This is a genomic window from Stenotrophomonas forensis (genome assembly GCF_028752115.1).
Classification (GTDB): Bacteria; Pseudomonadota; Gammaproteobacteria; order Xanthomonadales; family Xanthomonadaceae; genus Stenotrophomonas; species Stenotrophomonas forensis.
In genome coordinates, this window is record NZ_CP082270.1 from 4,578,608 (window position 1) to 4,602,857 (window position 24,250).

At 68.4% G+C, this 24,250-nt stretch carries 18 protein-coding genes; 13 read left to right on the forward strand and 5 right to left on the reverse strand.

Going from position 1 to position 24,250, the window contains the following annotated elements; all coding sequences use genetic code 11:
- The first annotated feature begins 446 nt into the window (after window positions 1-446).
- Complete coding sequence (mnmG, locus tag K5L94_RS20955; protein WP_053451085.1) at window positions 447-2,336, forward strand: tRNA uridine-5-carboxymethylaminomethyl(34) synthesis enzyme MnmG; 1,890 nt, start codon at window positions 447-449, stop codon at window positions 2,334-2,336.
- A 206-nt stretch (window positions 2,337-2,542) separates the two neighbouring features.
- Here the strand turns inward: mnmG and smeC are convergent, their stop codons facing one another.
- From smeC to smeA, 3 genes are read right to left on the reverse strand one after another with little or no spacing between them, the layout of a single operon-like run.
- Window positions 2,543-3,958 carry a multidrug efflux transporter outer membrane subunit SmeC gene (smeC, locus tag K5L94_RS20960; protein WP_180881017.1) on the reverse strand — a complete coding sequence of 472 codons (1,416 nt, stop codon included), beginning with the start codon at window positions 3,956-3,958 and terminating at the stop codon, window positions 2,543-2,545.
- Entirely contained in the window at window positions 3,955-7,104 is a 3,150-nt protein-coding gene (gene smeB, locus K5L94_RS20965) for a multidrug efflux RND transporter permease subunit SmeB (RefSeq protein WP_274511302.1), read from the reverse strand. Before smeB ends, smeC begins: the two co-directional genes overlap by 4 nt.
- Before the next feature lie 11 nt (window positions 7,105-7,115).
- The gene (gene smeA, locus K5L94_RS20970; protein ID WP_274511303.1) at window positions 7,116-8,312 is read right to left on the reverse strand and encodes a multidrug efflux RND transporter periplasmic adaptor subunit SmeA; all 1,197 of its coding nucleotides are present in this window, start codon (window positions 8,310-8,312) and stop codon (window positions 7,116-7,118) included.
- Window positions 8,313-8,429: 117 nt separating this feature from the next.
- Between smeA and baeS the strand changes: the two genes are divergently transcribed.
- The 10 genes from baeS (at window position 8,430) to K5L94_RS21020 (ending at window position 18,913) form a co-directional block, all read left to right on the forward strand.
- On the forward strand, window positions 8,430-9,833 hold the full coding sequence (gene baeS / locus K5L94_RS20975; RefSeq protein WP_274511304.1) for a sensor histidine kinase efflux regulator BaeS: 1,404 nt from the start codon (window positions 8,430-8,432) through the stop codon (window positions 9,831-9,833).
- Window positions 9,830-10,534: a response regulator gene (locus K5L94_RS20980; RefSeq protein WP_008266010.1), complete on the forward strand. Its 705-nt coding sequence runs from the start codon at window positions 9,830-9,832 to the stop codon at window positions 10,532-10,534. Before baeS ends, K5L94_RS20980 begins: the two co-directional genes overlap by 4 nt.
- Before the next feature lie 156 nt (window positions 10,535-10,690).
- Window positions 10,691-11,221 (forward strand): gamma carbonic anhydrase family protein, encoded by a 531-nt coding sequence (locus tag K5L94_RS20985; protein ID WP_006475442.1) that lies wholly within the window; start codon window positions 10,691-10,693, stop codon window positions 11,219-11,221.
- Window positions 11,222-11,344: 123 nt separating this feature from the next.
- Window positions 11,345-12,034, forward strand: a complete 690-nt coding sequence (locus tag K5L94_RS20990; protein WP_006475444.1) for an RDD family protein — start codon at window positions 11,345-11,347, stop codon at window positions 12,032-12,034.
- On the forward strand, window positions 12,031-13,023 hold the full coding sequence (locus tag K5L94_RS20995) for a stage II sporulation protein M (protein WP_053451092.1): 993 nt from the start codon (window positions 12,031-12,033) through the stop codon (window positions 13,021-13,023). The genes K5L94_RS20990 and K5L94_RS20995 overlap by 4 nt, the downstream gene beginning before the upstream one ends.
- Window positions 13,013-14,638 (forward strand): DUF4129 domain-containing protein, encoded by a 1,626-nt coding sequence (locus K5L94_RS21000; RefSeq protein ID WP_274511305.1) that lies wholly within the window; start codon window positions 13,013-13,015, stop codon window positions 14,636-14,638. Before K5L94_RS20995 ends, K5L94_RS21000 begins: the two co-directional genes overlap by 11 nt.
- Window positions 14,635-15,819, forward strand: a complete 1,185-nt coding sequence (locus K5L94_RS21005; RefSeq protein ID WP_180879470.1) for a DUF4350 domain-containing protein — start codon at window positions 14,635-14,637, stop codon at window positions 15,817-15,819. Before K5L94_RS21000 ends, K5L94_RS21005 begins: the two co-directional genes overlap by 4 nt.
- The gene (locus K5L94_RS21010) at window positions 15,816-16,802 is read left to right on the forward strand and encodes an AAA family ATPase (RefSeq protein ID WP_005411535.1); all 987 of its coding nucleotides are present in this window, start codon (window positions 15,816-15,818) and stop codon (window positions 16,800-16,802) included. The genes K5L94_RS21005 and K5L94_RS21010 overlap by 4 nt, the downstream gene beginning before the upstream one ends.
- Complete coding sequence (locus tag K5L94_RS21015) at window positions 16,799-18,097, forward strand: DUF58 domain-containing protein (protein ID WP_053451094.1); 1,299 nt, start codon at window positions 16,799-16,801, stop codon at window positions 18,095-18,097. The genes K5L94_RS21010 and K5L94_RS21015 overlap by 4 nt, the downstream gene beginning before the upstream one ends.
- A gap of 408 nt (window positions 18,098-18,505) precedes the next feature.
- Entirely contained in the window at window positions 18,506-18,913 is a 408-nt protein-coding gene (locus tag K5L94_RS21020; protein WP_274511306.1) for a cupin domain-containing protein, read from the forward strand.
- 16 nt (window positions 18,914-18,929) lie between these two features.
- Here K5L94_RS21020 and K5L94_RS21025 read toward each other — a convergent pair whose 3' ends face one another.
- Window positions 18,930-20,108, reverse strand: coding sequence for a glutathionylspermidine synthase family protein (locus K5L94_RS21025; RefSeq protein ID WP_053451095.1), 1,179 nt, complete (start codon window positions 20,106-20,108; stop codon window positions 18,930-18,932).
- Between the two features lie 7 nt (window positions 20,109-20,115).
- On the reverse strand, window positions 20,116-20,688 hold the full coding sequence (locus K5L94_RS21030; protein ID WP_180879466.1) for a DUF1190 domain-containing protein: 573 nt from the start codon (window positions 20,686-20,688) through the stop codon (window positions 20,116-20,118).
- 409 nt (window positions 20,689-21,097) lie between these two features.
- Between K5L94_RS21030 and ilvD the strand changes: the two genes are divergently transcribed.
- Both ilvD and K5L94_RS21040 read left to right on the forward strand, forming a co-directional pair.
- Complete coding sequence (ilvD, locus tag K5L94_RS21035; protein WP_164086457.1) at window positions 21,098-22,936, forward strand: dihydroxy-acid dehydratase; 1,839 nt, start codon at window positions 21,098-21,100, stop codon at window positions 22,934-22,936.
- 100 nt (window positions 22,937-23,036) lie between these two features.
- A complete protein-coding gene (locus K5L94_RS21040; RefSeq protein ID WP_053512154.1) occupies window positions 23,037-24,209 on the forward strand; it encodes a DUF418 domain-containing protein in 1,173 nt (390 codons plus the stop codon).
- Window positions 24,210-24,250: the final 41 nt, after the last annotated feature.

The following is a 24,250-nucleotide window of genomic DNA, read 5'->3' on the forward strand; positions in this document are numbered from 1 at the left end:
CGCCGCAAAAAGCTCTACGTCGATATCCGACAGGAACATCTGGATCCCCCCTGTTCCGGCCCTGTCGGATGTCGGCACCTCTGAAGGCAGACGGCCCCGCAATGCGGGGCCGTCTGTTTTGTGGAGGGGAGGCATCCGTAGATCCACGCCATGCGTGGATGGAGCTTTCCCGGCAGCCGCAAAAAAACAGGGCCGGACAGTCCCCCGACTGCCGGCCCCCTGCTTCCCCACCGTGCGCCTGTACCGGCCCCTGTTCCAATTCCGGTCACCGGCGCCTGCGGCGCCAGCCACGGTGGGTGCTATTGGGTTATCTGCAAAAATCCTGCCAACTTTAGGGCTGATTTCGACGCCGGCCGGCCGGCGCCGGCGCCGCGGCCCCGAATGGCGCTAAAATCGCCACCCCGGCGCCGCCCCGGCCGCGCCCGCCCCCAGCTGAACAGCCCCCCATGAACCCGTCCTTCCATCGTTACGACGTCATCGTCATCGGCGGTGGCCACGCCGGCACCGAAGCCGCGCTGGCCGCAGCCCGTACCGGCGTGCGCACCCTGCTGCTGACCCACAACATCGAAACGGTGGGAGCGATGAGCTGCAACCCGGCCATCGGCGGCATCGGCAAGGGCCACCTGGTCAAGGAGATCGACGCCCTCGGCGGCGCGATGGCGCATGCCGCCGACCGCGCCGGCATCCAGTGGCGCACGCTCAACGCCTCCAAGGGCCCGGCCGTGCGCGCCACCCGCTGCCAGGCCGACCGTAACCTGTACCGCATGGCGATCCGCGCCATCGTCGAAGGCCAGGCCAACCTGACCGTGTTCCAGGCCGCCGTCGATGACCTGGTCATCGAAGGCGACGCCGTGCGCGGGGTCATCACCCAGACCGGGCTGCGCTTCGACGCCGAGGCCGTAGTGCTGACCGCCGGCACCTTCCTGGCCGGCAAGATCCATGTCGGCCCGACCCAGTACGCCGCCGGCCGCATGGGCGACCCGCCGGCCACCACGCTGGCCGCGCGCCTGCGCGAGCGCCCGTTCCAGGTGGACCGCCTGAAGACCGGCACGCCGCCACGCATCGACGGCCGCTCGCTGGACTACAGCGTGATGGACGAGCAGCCCGGCGACACGCCGCGCCCGGTGATGTCCTTCCTCGGCTCAGTGGACGAGCATCCGCAGCAGGTCAGCTGCTGGATCACCCACACCACCGAACAGACCCACCAGATCATCCGCGACGCGCTGCACCGCTCGCCGCTGTACAGCGGCCAGATCGAGGGCATCGGCCCGCGCTACTGCCCCTCCATCGAGGACAAGGTGGTGCGCTTTGCCGAGAAGGCCAGCCACCAGATCTTCGTCGAACCCGAAGGCCTGGGCATCGTCGAGATCTACCCCAACGGTATCTCCACCTCGCTGCCGTTCGACGTGCAGCTGGAGATGGTGCGCAGCATCCGCGGCTTCAGCAACGCGCACATCACCCGCCCCGGCTACGCGATCGAGTACGACTTCTTCGATCCGCGCGGCCTGAAGGCCTCGCTGGAAACCAAGCTGGTGAACGGGCTGTTCTTCGCCGGCCAGATCAACGGCACCACCGGCTATGAAGAAGCGGCCGCGCAGGGCCTGCTGGCCGGCCTCAACGCCGCACGCCAGGTGCGCGGGCTGGACGGCTGGTGCCCGCGCCGCGACGAGGCCTACCTGGGCGTGCTGGTGGATGACCTGATCACCCACGGCACCAACGAGCCGTACCGCATGTTCACCAGCCGCGCCGAGTACCGCCTGCAGCTGCGCGAGGACAACGCCGACCAGCGCCTGACGCCGGCCGGCCGCGAGATGGGGCTGGTCGACGACCGCCGCTGGAACGCGTTCGAGACCAAGCAGGCCGCGGTTGCCGCCGAGCGCGCACGCCTGGGCGCACTGTGGGCGACCCCGGCCAATGCGCTGGGCCGCGAAGTGCAGGACACGCTTGGCGTGGCGGTCAGCCGCGAAACCAACGTGCTGGACCTGATCAAGCGCCCGGAGCTGGACTACGCGCAGCTGATGCAGGTGCCGTCGCTGGGCCCGGCCGTGGCCGACGGCAAGGTGGCCGAGCAGGTGGAGATCGGCGTGAAGTACGCCGGCTACCTGGACCGCCAGCGCGAGGAGATCGAGCGCCAGCAGCGGCATGAAGCCACGCCGATTGCCGAAGCCTTCGATTACGCCACGGTGCGTGGGCTGTCAGCCGAAGCACTGCAGAAGCTGGAGCGCGTGCGGCCGCAGACCATCGGCCAGGCGCAGCGCATCCCGGGCATGACCCCAGCGGCGATCTCGCTGCTGCTGGTGCACCTGGAACGCGCCCGCCGCGGCCGGGTGGCGTAGGCAGCACCCTCCGCTTCTGGTGGGTGCCGACCTTGGTCGGCACGAATCATCTGATCGCGATGCTGCATGCCTTTGTGCCGACCAAGGTCGGCACCTACCAAGGCCTCCCGCCCCGGTAGATCCACGCCATGCGTGGATGAAGGCATTCGTGCCGACCAAGGTCGGCACCCACCGGAGCGGAAGACGCACACACCCGCGCTAGCGCGTTATCGCGCGTCGGCGCCCCCGCCCAGCACCTTGAACAACGTCACCCGGTTGCCTGCCTCCTGCTGCTGCAGGGCGATCAGGTCCTGCTGCGCCGCATACAGGCTGCGCTGCGCATCCAGTGCCTGAAGGTAGCCGTCCAACCCGGTGCGGTAGCGCGCATCGGCCAGCGTGTAGCTGCGCTGGCTGGCGGCCACCAGCGCCCGCTGCGCGTCCATCTGCGTGGCCAGGTGATCGCGCACGGCCAGCGCATCGGCCACTTCACTGAAGGCCTGCTGGATCGCCTTCTCGTACTGCGCGATGCCGATGTCCTTGCCGATCTTCGAGGCATCCAGCGAAGCCTTCAATGCGCCCGCGTGGAAGATCGGTGCGGTGATGCTGGGTGCAAACGACCAGCCACGGGTGCCGGCCGAGAACAGCGTCGACAACGCGGTGGAGCTGTGGCCGTAGTTGGCGGTGAGGGTCAGCGTCGGGAAGAACGCCGCGCGCGCGGCACCGATATCGGCATTGGCCGCCTGCAGCGCGTGCTCGGCTGAGAGCACGTCCGGGCGCTGCAGCAGCACGCCCGACGGCAGGTTGGCCGGCAACGGTGCCAGTGCCACGCTGCCATCCAGTACGTGCGCGCTGGGCAGCAGCGCGGCATCCAGCGGTGCCCCCACCAGCAACTGCAGCGCATCACGATCCTGCGCCTGCTGGGTCTGCAGCCTGGCCAGCGCACCGCGCGCGGCCTCCACGCTGGTCTGCACCTGCGACAGGTCCAGGCCCGAGGCCAGCCCCTGTGCATGACGGGCCTCGGTGCGCTGCAGGGTCTGCTGCTGGCTGTCCAGGGTCTGTTGCGTGAATGCCAGCGACTGCTCATCGGCGGCCAATGCCAGCCAGGCCGTCGCCACTTCGGCCACCAGGCTGGTACGCGCTGCACGCTGGTTCTCGGCGCTGGCCAGCCAGTTCTGCAGCGCTTCGTTGTTCAAGCTGCGGATGCGCCCGAACAGGTCCAGCTCCCAGCTGCTGATGCCGACCTGCACGGCATCGGCTTCGGTTATCTGGGTGGCCCCGGTCTCACTGTTGGCATCGCTCACGCGCGAGCGGGTGACGCTGCCACTGGCGTCCACCGACGGCAGCCATGCCGCACGCTGGATACGGTACTGCGCCCGCTCTTTTTCGACCTGCAGCACCGCCACGCGCAGGTCGCGGTTGTTCTGCAGCGCCAGCGCGATCACCTGCTGCAGGCGCGGCTCCACGAACACCTCGCGCCAGGCCGGCATCGCCAACCCCGAATCGGCCTCGCCTGTTGCAGCATTGCCGAACTGCGCCGGCACCGGCGCCTCGGGGCGCTGGTAGCGCGGCGCCATGCTCACGCAGCCTCCCAGCACTGTGGTCATGGTGGCGGCCGCCAGGGCGCGCAGCAGCATCGGCTTCATGGGCTTGCCTCCGGGGCAGTGGCTTCGGCCGGCGCGCGGCCCGGGAACAGGCGGCGCACCAGCAGGTAGAACAACGGCACGAAGAACATGCCCAGCACCATCGAGGCGACCGTACCGCCGGCCACGCCGGTACCCAGCGAACGGCGCGCGGCCGAGCCGGCACCGGTGGCGAACACCAGCGGCAGCACGCCCATCAGGAACGCCAGCGAGGTCATCACGATCGGCCGCAGCCGCAGGTAGACCGCCTGCAGGATCGCCTCGCGGGTGGTCTTGCCCTGCTGCTCGAGGATGCGCGCGAACTCGACGATCAGGATGCCGTTCTTGGCCGCCAACCCAATCGTGGTCAGCAGGCCGACCTGGAAGTACACGTCATTGTTGAGGCCGCGCAGGTTCATCATCAGTACCGCACCGAACACGCCCACCGGTACCGCCAGCATCACCGCGAACGGTACCGCCCAGCTTTCATACAGCGCGGCCAGGCACAGGAACACGAACAGCAGCGAGATGGCGTACAGCATCGGCGCCTGGTTGCCCGACAGCTGTTCCTGATAGGCCATGTCCGACCACGCGTGGCTGAAGCCTTCCGGCAAGGTGTCGGCCAGGCGCGCGATCTCGGCCATCGCCTCGCCGGAGCTGACACCCGGCGCTGGCTGGCCGGTGATTTCCATCGCCGACACACCGTTGTAGCGCTGCAGTGCAGCCGGTGCGCTGGTCCAATGCGTGCTGATCAGCGACGACAGCGGCACCATCTGCCCTGCCTGGTTGCGCACGCTCCAGCGCTCGATGTCCTGCGGCTGCATGCGCGCTTCCGCCGTGCCCTGGATGAACACCTTCTTGATGCGACCCTTGTAGATGAAGTTGTTGACGAAATCGCCGCCCAGCGCGGCATTCAAGGTGTCATTGACGTCCTGCGGATTCACGCCCATGGCCTGTGCCTTGGCATCGTCCACCTTCACCGCGTACACCGGCGCGTCCTCCAGGCTGGCGTAGCGCACGTTGACCAGCTTCGGATCCCTGGCAGCCTCCTTCAGCAGCGTGTTGCGCGCGGCCACGGCGGCGGCATGGCCGGCACCGCCCTCGTCCTGAAGTTCCAGGGTGAAGCCGCCGGCATCGCCGAGGCCGAGGATGGCCGGTGGCGAAGTGATGAACACCTGCGCGTCGGGCACGCTGGACATCGCCCGGGTCAGCCGCGCGGCGATGGTATCGGCATCGTCCTTGCGGTCGTCCCAGTCCTTCAGGCGGATGAAGGCCTGGCCGACATTCTGGCCGCTGCCGGTGACGCTGAAGCCGGCGGTGGCCTGGATCGAGAGCACGCTGTCGTCCTTCACCGCGGCGGCACTGAGGCGGTCCATCACCGCACGGGTCTGCTCCAGGGTGGAGCCGGCCGGCAGCTTCACCAGCGCATTGAGCATGCCCTGGTCTTCATCGGGCAGGAACGCACCTGGCAGGTGCCACAGCAGCAGGCCGGTGCCTACGCTCAGCACCAGGTAGAACAGCATGCCCAGCGCGCGCCGGCCAAGAAAACCATCCACACGACGACGCAGCCCATTCGACGTGCGCTCGAAACGATGATTGAACCAGATGAAGAACTTGCCCAGCAGGCTCGGTTCGCCGCCGTGGTCGCCGTGCGGATGCCCGCCCTTGGGAATCTGGTGCAGGATGCTGCCGCACAGGGCCGGCGTAATGGTCATCGCCACCAGCACCGACAGGATCATCGCCGCAGCAATCGTCACCGAGAACTGCCGATAGATCACGCCGGTGACACCGCTGAAGAACGCCATCGGCAGGAACACTGCAGTCAACACCAGCACGATGCCGACCAGCGCGCCGGTAATCTGGCCCATGGCCTTCAGCGTGGCCGGCTTCGGGGCCAGCCCTTCGAAGGTCATCACCCGCTCCACGTTCTCCACCACCACGATGGCATCGTCCACCAGCAGGCCGATGGCCAGCACCAGCGCGAACATGGTCAGGGTGTTGATGGAATAGCCGAACGCGGCCAGCACGCCGAACGTACCCAGCAGCACCACCGGCACCGCGATGGTCGGGATCAGCGTGGCCCGCCAGTTCTGCAGGAACAGGTACATCACCAGCACTACCAGGATGATCGCCTCGATCAGGGTGATCACCACTTCCTTCAGCGAGATGGTCACGAACGGGGTGGTGGTGAAGGCCACGTGGGCGGTGTAGCCATGCGGCCAGTACTTCTGCAGCTGCTGAAGCCGTGCATCGATGGCCTTGGAGACGGCGATGGCATTGGCACCGGCATTGAGCTCGATGCCCAGCGAGGCTGACGGCTTGCCGTTGAAGGTACTGATGCTGTCGTAGCTCTCCGGCCCCAGGCCGATCGTTGCCACGTCGCCCAGGTGCACGACGCTGCCGTTGGCATCGGCCTTGAGCACCACCTGCGCGAACTGCTCGGGGGTGTGCAGGCGGCTGCGCGCGGTCACGGTCGCGTCCAGCTGCTGGCCCTTCAGTGCCGGCTGGCCCCCCAGCTCACCGGCCGACACGTCGGTGTTCTGCGCCTGCAGTGCGGTCTCGACATCCGACGGCATCAGTGCGTACTGGCGCATCTTTTCCGGGTCCAGCCAGATACGCATGGCGTATTCCTGGCCGATCGGCTGGATGTTGCCAACACCACTGACGCGGCTGATCTGGTCATCGATGCGCGCTTCCATGAAGTTGGCGACATCGAAGTTGTCCATGCTGCCGTCTTCGCTGGTGAACGACAGCACCTCGAAGATCGAACCACTGGACTTGGTGATGGTCAGGCCGTTCTGCTGCACCGCTTGCGGCAGCGTGGCCATCGCGGCCTGCAGCTGGTTCTGCACCTGCACCTGCGCCGTATCCGGATTGGTGCCGGTGGCGAACACCAGGTTGACCTGCGCCGAGCCATCGGAAGCACTGGTGGAGGTCATGTACATCAGGTGGTCCAGGCTCTGCTGGGACTGCTCGATGACCTGGGTGACCGCGTTTTCCACGGTCTGCGACGAAGCGCCGGTGTAGGTGGCGCGGATGGTGATGGTGGGCGGGGCGATCTGCGGGTAGCGGTCCACCGGCAGGATCAGGATCGCAAGCAGGCCGAGCAGGCTGACCGCGATGGCGATCACCCAGGCGAAGATCGGCCGGTCGATGAAGAAACGAACCATGCGCGGCAACCTCAGTGCGACTTTTCGTCGGTGTTGCCGTTCGGGTCGATCGCCGGCATTGCTGCCAGCTGCGCGGTGGTGGCCGCCACCGCCTTCACCTGCTGGCCCAGCGCTACCGCGCTGCCGTTGCTGACGATCACCCGCTCGCCGGCCTTCAGGCCCTGCGTGATCTGCCACTGGTTGCCCACCACCTGGCCGGTGCTGACCCGGCGCTCGATGACGTGGTCCTTGGCGTCGAGCAGGCGCAGCAGCGGCTCGCCGCGCTCATTGCGCACCACCGCCTTCTGCGGCACCAGCAGCGCGCGCGCATCGGTGGCCATCGGCAGCACCGCCTTCAGGTACATGCCCGGCAGCAGCAGGCCGTCCGGGTTCGGAATGACCGCGCGCAGCACCACGTTGCCGGTACCCGGATCGACCGCACTGCCGACGAATTCCAGCGTGCCTTCATGGGCATAGGTGCTGCCGTCCTCCAGCACGACCTTCACCTGTGCCTTGCCATCAATGGCCTTCACCAGGCCGGCATCGAGCTGCTTGCGCAACGCCAGCATCTGCGTGCTGGACTGGGTGACATCCAGGTACACCGGGTCCAGCCGCTGGATGGTGGTCAGCGCGGCGTCCTGGCCCGCGGCGACCAGCGCGCCGGCAGTGACGCTGGAGGTGCCGATACGGCCGTCGATCGGTGCGGTTACCCGCGTGTAGCCGAGGTTGATGCGGGCGGCCTGCAGCGCAGCGCGCGCGGCAATCACGTTGGCCTGGGCCTGCTTCAGCGCCGAGGTGGCATCGTCGGCATCCTGCTTGCTGGCCGCGTCCATGCTCACCAGCGCGCGGGTGCGCTCGGCCTTCGGTTGCGCCGACAGCACGGTGGCCTCGGCCTGGGCCAGCTGGCCACGGGCGGTGTCGAAGGCCGCCTGGTACGGCGCCGGGTCGACCTGGTACAACAGCTGGCCGGCCTTGACCTGCTGGCCTTCGGTGAACAGCCGCTGGCGGATCAGTCCACCGATCTGCGGCCGCACCTCGGACACTTCGAACGGCACTGCGCGGCCGGGCAGGGTCTGCTGCAGCGCCAGCGGCTGCGCGCTGGCGGTGATGATGCCCACTTCAGGCGCGGCCGGCGCTTCGGTCCTGCCGGCGGAACAGGCGGCCAGGGCCAGCAGCAGCGGCAGCAGCAGGGGATGGGAAGAACGGGACAGCGGGCGCGGGAGTGACATGGGGGGCGTGGGGGCCTTGCGTTGACCCGGGCACGCTGCCGTGGAACTGTGCAGAGAATATGGAGATTGTGCGACCGGCTCAGCTGGCGCTTGCTTTCGGCGCCGCATGCGCTGCTAATGGCCCCCGCGATGGCGAAGATTCGACTCAAATTCGGCCTGACCGCGAAGACTTTCCTCGCGATCTTCACTGCCTGCCTGCTGGTGCTGGCAGTGAACGGCATTGCCAGCCGCGTGGCGTTCCAGACCGGCTTCCTGGACTACCTCAACGACCAGGGCGACCTGCGCATGCAGCGCCTGATGCCGCACCTGCAGCGCGAATTCCGCGAGCACGACGGCTGGGACCACCTGCGCGGTGACAGCGATCGCTGGGCGCGGATGCTGCGCCCGGACCTGGCGCATGGGCATGAAGGGCCGGTGCCACCACTGTCCGACCAGACTGGCGTTCCGTCGCGGCTGGGCCTGTTCGATGCACGGCACCGCTACGTGGCAGGCAATCCCGACGCGACCAGCGATGACGAGCCGCACGCGGTGCAGGTGGACGGGCACACGGTGGGCTGGCTGGGCATGGTGCCGTTCCAGACCGTCATCGCCACCAACGACCTGAACTTCTACAACACCCAGATGCGCGCCTGGTGGGTGATCGGCATCTCGCTGCTGCTGGTGACGGTGCTGCTGGCCTGGCTGGTGTCACGCGCGCTGCGCCAGCGTCTGGCCAAGCTCGCGGCGGCCACCCACCGGCTCGCCGCCGGCGACTATGCCACCCGCATCGAGCGCACCAGCGACGACGAGCTGGATGCACTGGTCAACGACTTCAACCGGATGGCGCAGGCGTTGGACGACACCGAGCGCAACCGCCGTGCCTTCATCGCCGACATCTCGCACGAGCTGCGTACGCCGCTGGCGGTGGTGCGTGCCGAGCTGGAGGCGATCGAGGACGGCATCCGCCCGCTGGACCGCGCCAATCTTGGTGCCCTGCAGGGCGAGATCCGCCAGCTTGGCAAGCTGATCGACGACCTGCACGACCTGTCGATGACCCAGTCCGGCGGCCTGGCCTACCGTTTCGCCCCGCTGGACCTGGTGGCGCTGCTGCGCAGTGAACTCAATGGCATGCGCGTGCGCTTCGCCAATGCGGGCCTGGCGCTGGAAGAAGACCTGCCGGCCGGCCCGCTGCCTGTCTCCGGCGATGAGCGGCGCCTGCAGCAGGTGCTGGCCAACCTGCTGGAGAACGCGCTGCGCTACACCCATGCCGGCGGCCGCGTACTCGTGCAGGCCGCACGGGTGCCTGCCGGCGTACAGCTGATCGTGGAAGACACCGCACCGGGCGTGCCGGCGGAAAAATGTGCGCTGCTGTTCGAGCGCTTCTACCGGGTGGAAAGCTCGCGCAATCGTGCCAGCGGTGGCAGCGGACTGGGCCTGGCCATCAGCCACAACATCGTTCTTGCCCACCACGGCCAGATCCACGCCGAACCCTCGCCGCTGGGTGGGCTGCGCGTGGTCATCACCCTGCCGGAGCCTGCATGAGCACCTCCCCCGCCAGCACATCGCCCGCCGCACCGGCGAAGATTCTCATCGTTGAGGACGAACCGCGCCTGGCCGCCGTGCTGCGCGACTACCTGGCCGCGGCGGGCATGGTCAGCGAATGGGTGGATGATGGCGGCCAGGTGATCGAGGCCTTCGCGCGCTACCAGCCCGATCTGGTGCTGCTGGACCTGATGCTGCCGCAGCGCGATGGCGTGGATCTGTGCCGCGAGCTGCGCGCCAGCAGCAACGTGCCGGTGATCATGGTCACCGCGCGGGTGGAGGAGATCGACCGCCTGCTGGGACTGGAGATCGGCGCCGACGACTACATCTGCAAGCCGTTCAGTCCGCGCGAAGTGGTGGCGCGGGTGGTGGCGGTGCTGCGCCGCTACAGGCCGGACCCGGCCGCGCGCACCAACAGCGGCCTGCACATCGACGAACCGGCCGCGCGTGCCACCTGGAACGGCAAGGGCCTGGACCTGACCCCGGTGGAGTACCGCCTGCTGCGCACCCTGCTGGCCACGCCCGGCCGGATCTGGGCACGCGATGAACTGCTTGACCGCCTCTATCTGGACCACCGCGTGGTGGTCGACCGCACCGTCGACAGCCATGTGCGCAACCTGCGCCGCAAGCTGGCCGATGCCGGCATGGAAGGCGAGCCGATCCGATCGGTGTACGGGATGGGTTACAGCTACGAACCCTAGCAAACGGGTAGTGCCGGCCGCTGGCCGGCAACCACGGAAATCCAGGTGCGCCCATGAGGTTGCCGGCCAGCGGCCGGCACTACCCCGTGGCAGGCACGCGGCGTGCGGACCACGCGCGTATCATCGTCGCGAATGCCCTGATTTTCGGAGACACCGATGAACCCGCTGCGCCCCTTCCGCGACAAGATGCCCGTCCTCGGCGAGCGCGTGTACATCGATCCGGCCTGCACCGTCATCGGTGACGTGGAGCTGGCCGACGACGTGTCGATCTGGCCGGGCACGGTCATCCGGGGCGACGTCAACTACGTGCGCATCGGTGCGCGCACCAACGTGCAGGACGGCACCATCATCCACGTCAGCCACCACAGCCCCTACAACAAGGCCGGCTACCCGACGCTGATCGGCGAGGGCGTCACCGTCGGCCATGGCTGCATCATCCATGCCTGCACGATCGGTGATTACAGCCTGATCGGCATGGGCGCCTGCATCCTCGACGGAGCCCGCGTGGAGCGCCACGGCTTCGTCGGTGCCGGTGCCGTGATCGGCCCGGGCAAGGTGGTCGGCGAGGGCGAACTGTGGGTCGGCAACCCGGCGCGGCCGGCGCGCACGCTGAGCGACAAGGAGATCGAATCGCTGCATTACTCGGCCGACCATTACGTGCGGCTGAAGGACGAATACCTGGGCTGAGCGGCCAACGCCGCCATGCGGCTCTGCTAAAGTCTGGGCCCGACCAGGATCTGTCGAGACCCCCATGCCTGTGGCTGCCTGCCGGAGAGGACTCCGGCGCCCACATCGAAGGCCATCGCGCTGATGGCCGCACCGATGCTCGACACCTACCGCGAGGTGGTGACGCCGGAGGGCGTGCTGCTGCAGTTGCCGGCGGCCGGCCCGCTGCCGCGGGCGATGGCCTGGCTGGTCGATCTTGGCGTGCGCGTCGCCGTGCTGGTGCTGATGTCGATTCCGCTGGCGCTGCTGGACACGTTCGGTTCCGGCCTCTACCTGGTGCTGATGTTCCTGGTCTACTGGGCCTACCCGATCGTCTGCGAGGCGCTGTGGGGCCGCACCCTCGGCAAGCGCGCGCTGGGGCTGCGCGTGCTGTCGCGCGATGGCGCGCCGGTCGGCTGGATGGCATCGATCACCCGCAACCTGCTGCGTACCGTGGACATGCTGCCGTTCGGCTATGCACTGGGCCTGGTCAGCAGCCTGTTCGACCCCCATGGCCGCCGCCTCGGCGACCTGGTCGCCGGCACGGTGGTGGTGCATGCGCCGGCGCTGTACCTGCCGCCGCCGCCGACCATCGACAGCGTGCTGGCCCCGCCGCAGCCGCTGCGCCCGGATGAACAGGCGGCGTTGATGGCCTTCGCCGAACGCGCGCCGCGGCTGTCGGCGGCGCGCCAGCAGGAACTGGCCGGAATCGCCGAGCCGCTGACCGGTGCGCAGGGCCAGATCGGCGTGCTGCGCCTGTATGCCATGGCCAATTGGCTGCTGGGGCGGCGATGAAGCAGGAACAGTTCGTCGCCCGCTACCAGCAGGAATGGCAGGACCTGGAGCAGTGGCTGCTGCTGCGTGCCGGTGCCTCGCGCCGCGCCCGCCGCAAGGCCAGCGGCCTGGCACTGGATGACACTGCCTTCCCGCAGCGTTACCGGCGCCTGTGCCAGCAGCTGGCGCTGGCCCGCGAGCGCGGCTACAGCCCACAGCTGGTGCAGCGCCTGCAGCAGCTGATGCAGCAGGGCCACAGCGTGCTGTACCGCACGCGTCCAACGCGCTGGCGCGCCGCGCTGGAATTCCTGGTGGCCGACTTCCCGCTGCTGGTCCGCAGCCAGGCGCGCAGCATGTGGGTGGCGCTGGCGATGTTCGCGCTGCCGGCACTGGCCTGCTTCGTGCTGGCCCAGGTCTATCCGGACCTGATCCACATGCTGATGGACAACCGCCAGATCGCCGCGATGGAGCGCATGTACGACCCCGCCGCCGAGCGCCTGGGCCGCGACAGCGGTACCGACTGGATGATGTTCGGCCACTACGTCATGAACAACATCAGCATCGCCCTGCGCACCTTCGCCAGTGGCCTGCTGGCCGGGCTGGGCACGCTGCTGGTGCTGTCCTTCAATGGCGTCACCATCGGTGCGGTGGCGGGCCACCTGCAGCACATCGGCTACGGCGGCCCGTTCTGGCGCTTCGTGGCCGGGCATGGCGCGTTCGAGCTGACCGCCATCGTTATTGCCGGTGGCGCCGGACTGCAGCTGGGCATGAAGCTGCTGGCACCGGGCCGGCGCAGCCGGCTGGATGCGCTGGTCGACGGCGGCCGCATCGGTGCACGGCTGTGCCTCGGCGTAGCCTTCATGCTGCTGGTCGCCGCCTTCATCGAAGCGTTCTGGTCATCGATCGCCGAAGTGCCGGCATGGGGCAAGTTCAGCGTGGCCGGCGTGCTGTGGGCTGGCGTACTGCTGTGGCTGTGGCGTGGCGGACGCGGAGCCGGCGATGCGCATTGACCACCTGGACGTGGTGCTGCGCGCACGCAGCAGCTGGGAAGCCATGGAGCTGGGCAGCGCCCTCGCCCGCCGTCACGCGCGTGCGGTGTGGGGCAGCTGGCTGCTGGCCAGCGTGCCGCTGTTCGTGGTCTTCAACGCACTGGGTTGGTGGCTGGATGCGTTCGGCTGGGCGTGGCTGGCGATGTGGTGGTGCAAGCCGCTGTTCGAACGCGCGCCGTTGTACGTGTTGTCACGCGGCATCTTTGGAGAACCGGTGGGCACGCTGGCGGCGCTGCGCGCGCAGCGCCACTGGGGCGGTACCGGCTTCTGGGGCTACCTGGGCTGGCGCCGCTTCAGCGTGCTGCGCAGCCTGTGCCTGCCGGTGAACCTGCTGGAAGGCAACGCACCGGACCAGCGCGGCCCGCGCCGTCGCGCGGTCGCGGCCGGCGCCGCAGGTGCAGCGACGGTGCTGACGGTGACCTGCCTGTCATTCGAAGCGGTGCTGGTGTCCGGTGCGATCGGTGCGGTGTTCATGTTCATGCCGCTGGACCTGATGTCCGAATCGTGGCGTGCGGCCTGGGACATGATCGGCCGGGACACGCCGGCGTGGGCACGCTTCGGCTTCAACCTGGCGTGCTGGCTGGCCTCTGTAGTGATCGGTCCGTTCTTCGTCGGTGCCGGCTTCGGCCTGTACTTGAACCGGCGTACGCAGATGGAAGCCTGGGATGTGGAAATCGCCCTGCGCCGCCTGCGCGATCGCCTGCTGCCGGCGGCGTCGACACTGGCCCTGCTGCTGTGCCTGGCGCTGCCACTGGCCTGCGCACCGGTGCACGCGCAGGACGCGCAGGACGCGCCGTCGATCACCGACGACGCCGACAATGCCGGCGAGGACGAAGACAGCGCGGAGGAACCGGCCACCGCCGCAAACGACCCCGCCAACACGCCGGCAATGATCTTCGGCGACACACCGGTGGATACCGCCGGTTTCCGCCAGGCGGTGAACCGTGCCTACGAAGACCCGCTGCAGCACCCGACCCGACAGGTCACGCACTGGAAGCCGATCGAGCAGGCCGAGGAAAAGAAGAAGGAAGACAAGCCGCTGCAAGGCGACAGCGGCAACAAGGGCGAGCGCAAGGCACGCAAGGACGGCATTGCCTGGCTGGCGCGACTGGCCGAGTGGGGCCTGTGGGGCCTGCTGGGCATCCTGTTGCTGGTGCTGCTGCTGACCGCGCGGATGTGGCTGCCCTGGCTGCGTGGCAGTGGCCGGCGCAAGGCCGGTACCGCGCCGCCGGTGGTTGAAGAGGCGGTGGAACTGCCCGCGGTGCTGCCGCCGGACGTGGCCACCCAGGCCGGCCTGCTATGGGACCAGGGCCGGCCACGGCAGGCGCTGGCCCTGCTCTACCGCGCCAGCGTACGCACCGTTGGCGAGCGCAGCGGCATCGCGCTGCCCCCCGGCGCCACCGAGGCGCAGTGCCTGCGTGCCTCACGGCGCATGCCGGAGGCCGCCGACCGTGACCTGTTCGCGCGCATCGTGCGCATGTGGCAGTACGCCGCCTATGGTGGCCGCCTGCCCAGCCGCAGCGACTTCGACGCGCTGGCCGACACGCTGCGCCAGCAGTACGGATGGCAGGCATGAGCCCGCGCCTGTTCTGGTCGTTGCTGCTGGGCCTGCTGGTGCTGATCGGCGTGCCACTGACAATCCTCTACCTGCGCACGCACGAACGGGTGACCGAGACGCTCACCCTGCCGCCGCAGGGCGAGGCCAGTTACAACCCGCTGTACGTGCTCGGCCAGGCCCTGCGCGCCGACGGCATCGAGGTGCATTCACGACCACGGCTGGACCTGCAGCAGATGACGCTGGGGCCGCACGACACGGTGGTGCTGCTGCAGGACAGCAGCGAACTGCCGGCACCGAGCGTGAAACCGCTGCTGGACTGGGTCGACCGCGGCGGGCACCTGCTGGTGCGCACACCGCCCCCGGCGGAGGACGATACCGGCAGCACGCAGGGACCCTTGCTGGACCAGTTGGGGGTGGACAGCCTGTTCCAGCGCAGCGACTGCCAGCCGTTCCATATCGACGACGACAGCGGTCACAGCGAGTTCTGTGGAGGCCGCCGCTTCACGCTCGGGTTTGCCGCGCGCACACAGGCCGAACGCCGCTGGGGCGGTGACCGCGACCTGGTGTTCGCGCGCCTGCGCCATGGCCAGGGCAAGGTGAGCGTACTGGCCGACATGGAGTTCATGCGTGGCGAGGTCGACACACCCGCCGCACGGCTGGGCGCCGCTGCGGGCAGGCCCAGCGATGGCCTGCACGATCCGGCCCACCGCGACCTGACCCGCTATCTGCTCGATCCGAACTACGGCAGGGGTGCGGTCTGGCTGGTCTACGCCGGACGCCCGCCGTCGCTGTGGGCACGCCTGTTCTACCATGGCTGGCCGCTGTGGGTGCCGCTGCTGCTGGCCCTGCTGGGTTGGCTGTGGGGCCGCTCGCAGCGCTTCGGCAGCCTGCAGCCGTCTCCGCTGCTGGAACGCCGCTCGCTGCTGGAGCATGTGCGTGCCAGCGGCGAACTGCTGCTGCGCTTCGGCCACGGCGCGCGCCTGTACGACGCCGTGCTCGCCCTGTTCCTGCACCGCCTGCGCCTGCGCGCGCCGGTCGCCGCCGCACTCGATGGCGCACCGCGCGAGCAGGCCATCGCCGAGCTGCTGAAGTGGCCGCAGGGCCACGTCGCCAGCGCGCTCACACCCCCACCGCCGCACGATTCCTCCGCCCTGCGCGAGCGCATCCGCTTGCTGCTCCAGATGAGATCCCTGCTATGACCGAAGTGCCCGAGCTGCCGGCGGCCGCCAACGCCCGCCTGATCGAACGCGTCGATGCCATCCGCGATGCCGTTGGCCATGCCTTCATCGGCCAGGCCGATGTGCTGGACCAGATCCTGGTGGCGCTGCTTGCCGGTGGCCATGTACTGATCGAGGGCGTCCCCGGGCTGGGCAAGACCCTGCTGGTGCGTGCGCTGGCACAGGCCCTGGAACTGGATTACGGCCGCGTGCAGTTCACCCCCGACCTGATGCCCAGCGACGTCAGCGGCCACGCGGTGTACGACCCGAAGAGCGAGAGCTTCAAGATCCGCCGCGGCCCGGTGTTCACCAACCTGCTGCTGGCCGATGAGATCAACCGCGCACCGGCCAAGACCCAGTCGGCGCTGCTGGAAGTGATGCAGGAAGGCCAGGTGACCATCGAAGGCAAGGCGTTCACCCTGGCGCCGCCGTTCATGGCGTTGGCCACGCAGAACCCGCTGGAGCAGGAAGGGACCTATCCGCTGCCGGAAGCACAGCTGGACCGCTTCCTGTTGAAGGTGCTGATCGACTACCCGCAGCTGGAAGACGAGAAGCGCATGGTGACTGCGATCACCAGCGGCCGCGCCGCCAGCGATTTCGACCTGAGCCAGGTGCCGCGCGTACTTGGTGCCGGCGAGTTGCTGGAACTGCAGCGCGCCACTGCCGCGATCACCGTCGATGATGAAGTGATCGATTATGCGGTGCGGATCGTGGCGGCCACCCGGCAGTGGCCGGGGATCGCCGTCGGTGCCGGGCCGCGCGGCAGCATCGCACTGGTACGTGCGTCTCGCGCGCAGGCGGTGCTGGCCGGTCGTGATTTCGTCACTCCGGATGATGTGCGCGACATTGCTCGCCCGGCGCTGCGACACCGCATCGCGCTGGCCCCGGAACTGCAGATCGAAGGCCAGGACGCCGACGATGTGCTGGGTGCACTGCTGGCCAAGGTGGAAGCACCGCGCCGATGAGGCCGTCCCCGCTGCTGCTGGTGCTGCTGCTGGCCTGGGCCGTGCTGGGCGGCCTGGTGCTGGGCGGCCTGCTGCCGCGCGGGGGCTGGGCGCTGGCCGCACTGGCCATCGCCCTGCCGGCGCTGTGGGACCTGTGGCGGCAGGCGCGACGACCTTCGCCGCAGGTGCAGCGCGAGCTGCCCGAGGCGCTGGCGCTGGGCGTACGTCGCGACGCCGCACTGCGGTTGCAGGCGGACGCATCGATGACGGTGCAGGTGTTCGACCTGGTGCCCGGTGGCTGGCCGCTGGAATCGCTGCCACAGCGTGTGCAGCTGCAGGCCGGCAGCGCCTCCACCCTGCACTACCACCTGCAACCGCTGCAGCGCGGGCTCTTCCGCTTCGAAGGCGTGCACCTGCGCATGCGCTCGCCGTGGCGGCTGTGGTGGCAGCAGCGCACCGTGCCACCGGCATTGGACGTGCGCGTCTATCCGAACTTCGTGCCGCTCACCCGGTTTGCGTTGTTCAGTGCCGACCAGGCCTCGCGGCTGGTCGGTGCGCACGTCAAACGCCGCCGCGGTGAAGGCACCGATTTCCACCAGATGCGCGAGTACCGCGTCGGTGACAGCCTGCGCCAGCTCGACTGGAAGGCTACCGCGCGTGCGCGCAAGTTGATCTCGCGCGAATACCAGGACGAAAAGAACCAACAGCTGTTGCTGATGCTCGACAGTGGCCGGCGCATGCTGGCCAGCGAAGGCGGGCTCTCGCACTTCGACCATGCATTGAACGCCTCGCTGGTGGTGGCCTACCTGGCCCTGCGCCAGGGCGATGCCGCCGGCCTGTTCGCCGCTGGTGGCGAGCGCCGCTGGGTGGCGCCGCAGCGCGGGATGGGCACGGTCGAGCACCTGCTGCGCGCCAGCTACGACCTGCAGCCGCGCGCGGTGGCCACCGACTACCTGGCTGCCGCCACCGAGGTATCACTGCGCCAGCGTCGGCGCGCCCTGGTGATGCTGGTCAGCAACGTGCGCGACGAGGACATCGAGGACCTGCTGGCAGCCGTTCGCCTGCTGCAGCAACGCCACCTGGTGTGCGTGGCCAGCCTGCGCGAGCGCGAGCTGGACGCTGCGCTGGAGGACGAGGTGCAGACGCTGGAGGACGCCGCCCAGGCTGGCGCCGCTGCGTTGTACCTGCAGCAGCGCGCGAAGGCACACGAAGCGCTGCGCAGCGAGAAGGTGATGGTGCTGGACGTGACCGCCGACGCGCTGCCCGCTGCGCTGGTGGAGCGCTACCTGGCGGTGAAGCGCGAAGGGTTGCTCTGATGCCAATGACGGTTGACGGCCAGCGACGGACGCATCGCTCTGGTAGGTGCCAACCTTGGTTGGCACGAACCCACAGCGCCGACCAAGGTCGGCATCTACCAACAACGGTGCCGGCCAGCGGCCAGCACTACCGGCACATCGCTCTGGTGGGTGCCAACCTTGGTTGGCACGAACCCACAGCGCCGATCAAGGTCGGCATCTACCAACAACGGTGCCGGCCAGCGGCCGGCACTACCCCTGCAACAACCGCCACATCGCCTGACCGCTCAACGCATAGCACTATCCACGCCGCCGAGCTTGCGATCGACCATTCGAACAATCTCGAAGCTGCAGTGTGATCCGCTGCACGGTGCATGACCCACTGAGCGGACGATGATTCTCGCTCCTACGCTGACAGGAGCTTGGCCCATGCGTTTCCTGCATCTCGGCCTTCTGGGATGTCTGGCTCTGATCGCCGTTCCAGCCCATGCGGAGATCAGGCAGGAAGTCCTGCTTGAAGCCGAACGGGCCTGGGAGGGCTCAGAGTGGACGTACCTGCCCGCACCGCCACAGGTGACGCTGTTGCGGCTTCACATCCCCCCATACACAACGTTGGGCTGGCACCAGCACCCCATGCTCAACGTAGCCTTTGTCGAACACGGTTCGATCACGGTGGAACGCCGTGTTGATGGCCTGCAACAGCACTTCAGCCAAGGCGAGGCCGTAGCTGAGGCAATGAATGTTCCTCATCGAGGGCATACAGGTCCCGATGGCGCGCGACTACTGGTCTTCTACGCAGGTTCTCCAGGGGTGCCACTCGTGATCCCGGACGAATGACACCTGCTGTGCACTCTCAAACGTAGATCCGCGTCGGCGCCTCGTCCACGATTGCGTGCGGCACGAAGCGCGCACTGTCGCGGGTGATCGCGCTGTCGTCCTCGCGGATGCCGATGCCGCAGGCGTGATCACCCACCACCCAGCTGCCGATCAGCGGGTAACCGCCTTCGAAGCGGGTGAGCGGATGCGCACGCTGGATGATCGCCGGGCCATCGTAGGGACCGTCACTGCGCTGCGTGCTGCCGTCAGCCAGGTGCATCTCGATGTTGGCGCCTTCGCGCGAGAACAGCGGCTTGCGCACCCAGCCCGAGGCCAGCGTGCTGCCATCGTCGAAGTGCGCTTCCAGCAGGTTCGGATGACCGACATTGCGCTGCCACAGCAACGGCAGGATGCCCTTGTTGCTCAGCACCGCCTTCCACGCCGGCTCCAGCAGCTGTACGCCCGAGCCGGGCAGCGCGCGGCCGAATTCCTCGGCCATCAGGTCTTCCAGCGGGTACAGCTTGAACAGCGTGCCGATCACCGAATCATCCAGCGCGGTGAAACGGCCGTCTTCGGACAGGCCGATGTCCTCGATGGCGATGGCCTGGCCATGCAGGCCGGCCTGCGAGGCGCAATCACGCAGATAGTCGACAGTGCCGCGGTCTTCATCCGAGCTGCCCACGGCGCTGAAGTACAGCGGCGGTGGCAGCTGCGCGGCCAGTTCGCCGAAGCGTTCGACCAGCGCCTCGTGGATGGCGTTGAACTGGTCGGCGTGCTGCGGCAGGCGACCAGCGTTGCGCTGGTCTTCCAGCCACTGCCACTGGAAGAAGCTGGCCTCGAACAGCGAGGTCGGCGTGTCGTAGTTCAGTTCGTACAGCTTGGCCGGACCGGTGCCGTCGTAGGCCAGGTCCAGGCGCCCGTACAGATGCGGCTGGCGCTGGCGCCAGCTGTCAGCGATCCAGTCGCGGTAGTGCGACGGAATCGCCAGCTGGTCCATCAATCGCTCGCTGGCGATGACATCGCCGACCAGGTCCAGCGCCATCTGGTGCAGCTCGGCGCTGGGGTCTTCGATGTCCTGTTCGATCTGGCGCAGGGTGAAGGCGTAGTACGCGCTTTCATCCCAGTACGGCTGGCCATCGATGGTGTGGAAGCGGAAACCCGCCTCTTCCGCGCGTGCCCGCCACTGGGCACGCTCGGCAATCCGGATGCGCTGCATGGGTCGATCAGCCGCCGTAGCTGCCGCTGGTGCTGCGGCGCGCGCTGGTGTTGCCGAAGCCACCACGGCTGGCAGTGACCGCACGGTTCGGTTCGCTGGTGACCGGGGCCAGGCCGGCCTTGCCCGCGCCGATGCCACTGGCGGTGTTCAGGCCACCGCTACCGCCCGGGGCCGGGCGCGCCCAACCAGCGCTCTTGTCCTGGTAGGCCGGCGACGCCGCCGGCGCCTGCGGGGGCAGGCCGCCGCGGTTGCTCAGCATCTGCGACATGAAGAAGCCCATCATCATCGGGCCGATGAACGAGGTACCCGCCGAAGTGTGCTGCTGCACGCACTGTTCCGGCTTGTAGTCCTTCTCGCAGGCTTCCTTGCTGGCGTACTTCGGCGCCGCATCGGCGGCCTGCTTCTGCGCTTCGGCGAAGGCGTTGCGGCACGAGGATGGATCGCCGGTGGCCTCGGTGCAGGCCTCCACCGAGGTATACAGGCCTTCCTGCACCTTCACCTCCGGCTCCTTCTGGCAGGCGGTGAACAGCAGCGGCGCGGCGCTCATCAGCAGCAGCGCGGTGGTGCGGGAACGTTTCATGGCCTCATGCCCTGTCGACGGATCAATGCCCCAATGATGCCAAATCCTGGCCAACAACCGGAATCGGCAAAGTCCGAAAGATGAACGGACTTTCATTTTCGTCGGGCATTGGGGTCAGAGGCCATCGCGCCACGATGGGATCCGACTCCGGACGGCGCACCGCTCTGGTAGGTGCCAACCTGGGTTGGCACACACCCGGCGGCGCCCGGCGATGCCCAGCGCGCACAGCCAAGTCTCCGGCGAGAAGCCCCCTTGTTGTTCAAGGGGGCGCGCCGAAGGCGCGGGGATAAGGGGAAATGCGTGGACCACCAAGCCGCTGCAAGCGGTGAAGGTGGTTGCAGCAGCAACCGAAAAAATTGTCCATGATCGGGCGACCCCCACGTTGTACGGCCCGCCCGTTCCGCCAGCCATGCCTGAATACCGCTCCCGCACCTCCACCGCCGGCCGCAACATGGCCGGCGCCCGCGCCCTGTGGCGTGCCACCGGCATGAAGGACGGCGACTTCCACAAGCCGATCATCGCCATCGCCAACTCCTTCACCCAGTTCGTGCCCGGCCACGTGCACCTGAAGGACCTCGGCCAGCTGGTCGCACGCGAGATCGAGCAGGTTGGCGGTGTCGCCAAGGAATTCAACACCATCGCCGTGGACGACGGCATCGCGATGGGCCATGACGGCATGCTGTATTCGCTGCCCAGCCGCGAGATCATCGCCGACGCCGTGGAGTACATGGTCAACGCGCACTGCGCCGACGCGCTGGTGTGCATCAGCAACTGCGACAAGATCACTCCCGGCATGCTGATGGCCGCACTGCGCCTGAACATCCCGGTGGTGTTCGTCTCCGGCGGACCGATGGAAGCGGGCAAGACCAAGCTGTCCGAGCACAAGCTGGACCTGGTCGACGCGATGGTGGTGGCCGCCGATGACAGCGCCTCCGACGAGAAGGTGGCGGCCTTCGAGCGCAGTGCCTGCCCCACCTGTGGTTCGTGCTCGGGCATGTTCACCGCCAACTCGATGAACTGCCTGACCGAAGCGCTGGGCCTGTCGCTGCCCGGCAACGGCACCACGCTGGCCACCCACGCCGATCGCGAGGCGCTGTTCCGCCGCGCAGGCCGCCTGATCGTCGAACTCTGCCACCGCTGGTATGGCGGCGAAGACCCGAGCGCGCTGCCGCGCGGCATCGCCACCCAGGCCGCGTTCGCCAATGCGATGACCCTGGACATCGCCATGGGCGGATCGACCAACACCATCCTGCACCTGCTGGCCGCTGCGCAGGAAGCGGAGGTCGACTTCGACCTGACCCATATCGATGCCTTGTCGCGGCGCGTACCGCAGCTGTGCAAGGTGGCACCCAACACGCCGAAGTACCACATCGAGGACGTGCACCGCGCCGGCGGCGTGTTCGGCATCCTCGGTGAACTGGACCGCGCGGGCCTGCTCGATACCGGCGTGCCGACCGTGCACAGCGCCAGCCTCGCCGACGCGCTGGAGCGCTGGGACGTGGTGCGCAGCGACAACGACACCCTGCATACCTTCTTCAAGGCCGGCCCGGCCGGCATTCCTACCCAGGAGGCCTTCAGCCAGGCCACGCGCTGGCCAACGCTGGACGTGGACCGCGCCGAGGGCTGCATCCGCTCGCTGCAGCACGCCTATTCGCTGGAAGGCGGGCTGGCCGTGCTGCGCGGCAACCTGGCCGTGGATGGCTGCGTGGTGAAGACCGCCGGCGTGGATGAGTCGATCCACGTGTTCGAGGGCCCGGCACGCGTCTACGAAAGCCAGGACGCTGCCGTCGCCGGCATCCTCGCCGACGAAGTGCAGCCGGGCGAGGTGGTGGTGATCCGCTACGAAGGCCCGAAGGGTGGCCCGGGCATGCAGGAGATGCTGTATCCGACCAGTTACCTGAAGTCGAAGGGGCTGGGCAAGCAGTGCGCACTGCTGACCGATGGGCGCTTCTCCGGTGGCACCTCGGGCCTGTCGATCGGCCACGTCTCGCCGGAAGCGGCCAGCGGCGGGGTCATCGGCCTGGTCGAAGACGGCGACCGCATCCGCATCGACATCCCGGCCCGTCGCATCGATCTGCTGCTGGATGACGCCACCCTGGCCCAGCGCCGCACCGACGCCGACGCGCGTGGCTGGAAGCCACGCGCGCCGCGCCCGCGCAAGGTCACCAGCGCGTTGAAGGCCTACGCCCTGCTCGCCACCAGCGCCGACAAGGGCGCCGTGCGCAACACCGCCCTGCTCGGCGATTGACCTCTGTTTGGTAGTGCCGGCCGCTGGCCGGCATCTGCCGCGTGCTTGGAGGCGCATGCCGGCCAGCGGCCGGCACTACCGATCCGTTACGCTGCAGGGCATGACCCACCGCCCGCCGCGACAGCCCCTCATCGATGCCCTGCGTGGATTCGCGCTGCTCGGCGTGTTCCTGGTCAACCTGCGCTTCTTCTCGCTCGATGCGCTGATGACCGAGGCCGCGCAGCAGGCGCTGCCCAGCGCGGCACTCGACCAGGCCATCCGCACCGGCATGGAATGGCTGGTGGACATGAAGGCAATCACCCTGTTCTCGCTGTTGTTCGGCATGGGCGTGGCGATGCAGATGGACGGCCATGCGCCCGGCAGCATGGCCGCGCACCTGCGGCGGATGGCGGTGCTGCTGGTGATCGGCCTGCTGCATTCGGTGCTGCTGTGGTGGGGTGACATCCTGCTGGTGTACGCACTGGTCGGCCTGCTGCTGCCGTTGTTCCGGCACCTGGGCGATCGTGCCCTGCTGTGCAGTGGCCTGTTCATCGCCCTGCTGCTGCCGCCGCTGCTGTCGCCGTGGATCCGCGAATGGGTGGCCCTGCTCACACCGCGCGCGCAGATGAACGCCACAGCGCTCGAGGCACTGGCGCACGGCAACCTGGCCCAGGCGTGGTGGCACAACCTGCAGCTGGCGGCATGGCTGAAGCTGAGCAACTGGGCACTGCTGTTCTTCGTGCTCGGCCGCTTCCTGCTGGGCTACTGGGCCGGCCGTCGCGGCCTGCTTCAGCAGCCGCAGGCACACCGGCCGCTGCTGCGCTCGATTGCCCTTGGTGGGCTGCTGTTGACGGCCGCGTTCCTGTGGATCGATGCCCACGCCGATGCGCTCAAGCAGGCATGGCCGGCGCTGCGTGCGGGCGTTCCCGGCTACCTGCTGCGCGTGTCGTACCGCGTTGCGCCACTGGCCTTGGGCATCGCGGCGGCCGCCATCTTCGCCCTGCTCTATCTGCGCCCATGGGCCGAACGCGTGCTGCGCGTGTTCGTCCCGGCCGGGCGCATGGCACTGAGCAACTACCTGCTGCAAAGCGCCATCTGCGTGCCGTTGTTTGCCGGCTTCGGGTGGGGTATCGGCCCGCAGCACGGGCTGTGGCCGGTGCTGCTGGTGGCAGCGGTGGTGTTCCCGCTGCAGCTGTGGGCGAGTGCGTGGTGGCTGCGCGACCATCGCTTCGGGCCGGTGGAATGGCTGTGGCGCAGCGCCAGCGAAGGACAATGGCTGCCACTGCGGCGCTAGCCATCGGAGACGGAACGGATCAGGTCGTTTGTGCCATTTGC

Coding starts and splice junctions, on each gene's coding strand:
- mnmG (WP_053451085.1), top strand. CDS start 447: ATGAACCCGTCCTTCCATCGTTACGACGTCATCGTCATCGGCGGTGGC.
- smeC (WP_180881017.1), bottom strand. CDS start 3,958: ATGAAGCCGATGCTGCTGCGCGCCCTGGCGGCCGCCACCATGACCACA.
- smeB (WP_274511302.1), bottom strand. CDS start 7,104: ATGGTTCGTTTCTTCATCGACCGGCCGATCTTCGCCTGGGTGATCGCC.
- smeA (WP_274511303.1), bottom strand. CDS start 8,312: ATGTCACTCCCGCGCCCGCTGTCCCGTTCTTCCCATCCCCTGCTGCTG.
- baeS (WP_274511304.1), top strand. CDS start 8,430: ATGGCCCCCGCGATGGCGAAGATTCGACTCAAATTCGGCCTGACCGCG.
- K5L94_RS20980 (WP_008266010.1), top strand. CDS start 9,830: ATGAGCACCTCCCCCGCCAGCACATCGCCCGCCGCACCGGCGAAGATT.
- K5L94_RS20985 (WP_006475442.1), top strand. CDS start 10,691: ATGAACCCGCTGCGCCCCTTCCGCGACAAGATGCCCGTCCTCGGCGAG.
- K5L94_RS20990 (WP_006475444.1), top strand. CDS start 11,345: ATGGCCGCACCGATGCTCGACACCTACCGCGAGGTGGTGACGCCGGAG.
- K5L94_RS20995 (WP_053451092.1), top strand. CDS start 12,031: ATGAAGCAGGAACAGTTCGTCGCCCGCTACCAGCAGGAATGGCAGGAC.
- K5L94_RS21000 (WP_274511305.1), top strand. CDS start 13,013: ATGCGCATTGACCACCTGGACGTGGTGCTGCGCGCACGCAGCAGCTGG.
- K5L94_RS21005 (WP_180879470.1), top strand. CDS start 14,635: ATGAGCCCGCGCCTGTTCTGGTCGTTGCTGCTGGGCCTGCTGGTGCTG.
- K5L94_RS21010 (WP_005411535.1), top strand. CDS start 15,816: ATGACCGAAGTGCCCGAGCTGCCGGCGGCCGCCAACGCCCGCCTGATC.
- K5L94_RS21015 (WP_053451094.1), top strand. CDS start 16,799: ATGAGGCCGTCCCCGCTGCTGCTGGTGCTGCTGCTGGCCTGGGCCGTG.
- K5L94_RS21020 (WP_274511306.1), top strand. CDS start 18,506: ATGCGTTTCCTGCATCTCGGCCTTCTGGGATGTCTGGCTCTGATCGCC.
- K5L94_RS21025 (WP_053451095.1), bottom strand. CDS start 20,108: ATGCAGCGCATCCGGATTGCCGAGCGTGCCCAGTGGCGGGCACGCGCG.
- K5L94_RS21030 (WP_180879466.1), bottom strand. CDS start 20,688: ATGAAACGTTCCCGCACCACCGCGCTGCTGCTGATGAGCGCCGCGCCG.
- ilvD (WP_164086457.1), top strand. CDS start 21,098: ATGCCTGAATACCGCTCCCGCACCTCCACCGCCGGCCGCAACATGGCC.
- K5L94_RS21040 (WP_053512154.1), top strand. CDS start 23,037: ATGACCCACCGCCCGCCGCGACAGCCCCTCATCGATGCCCTGCGTGGA.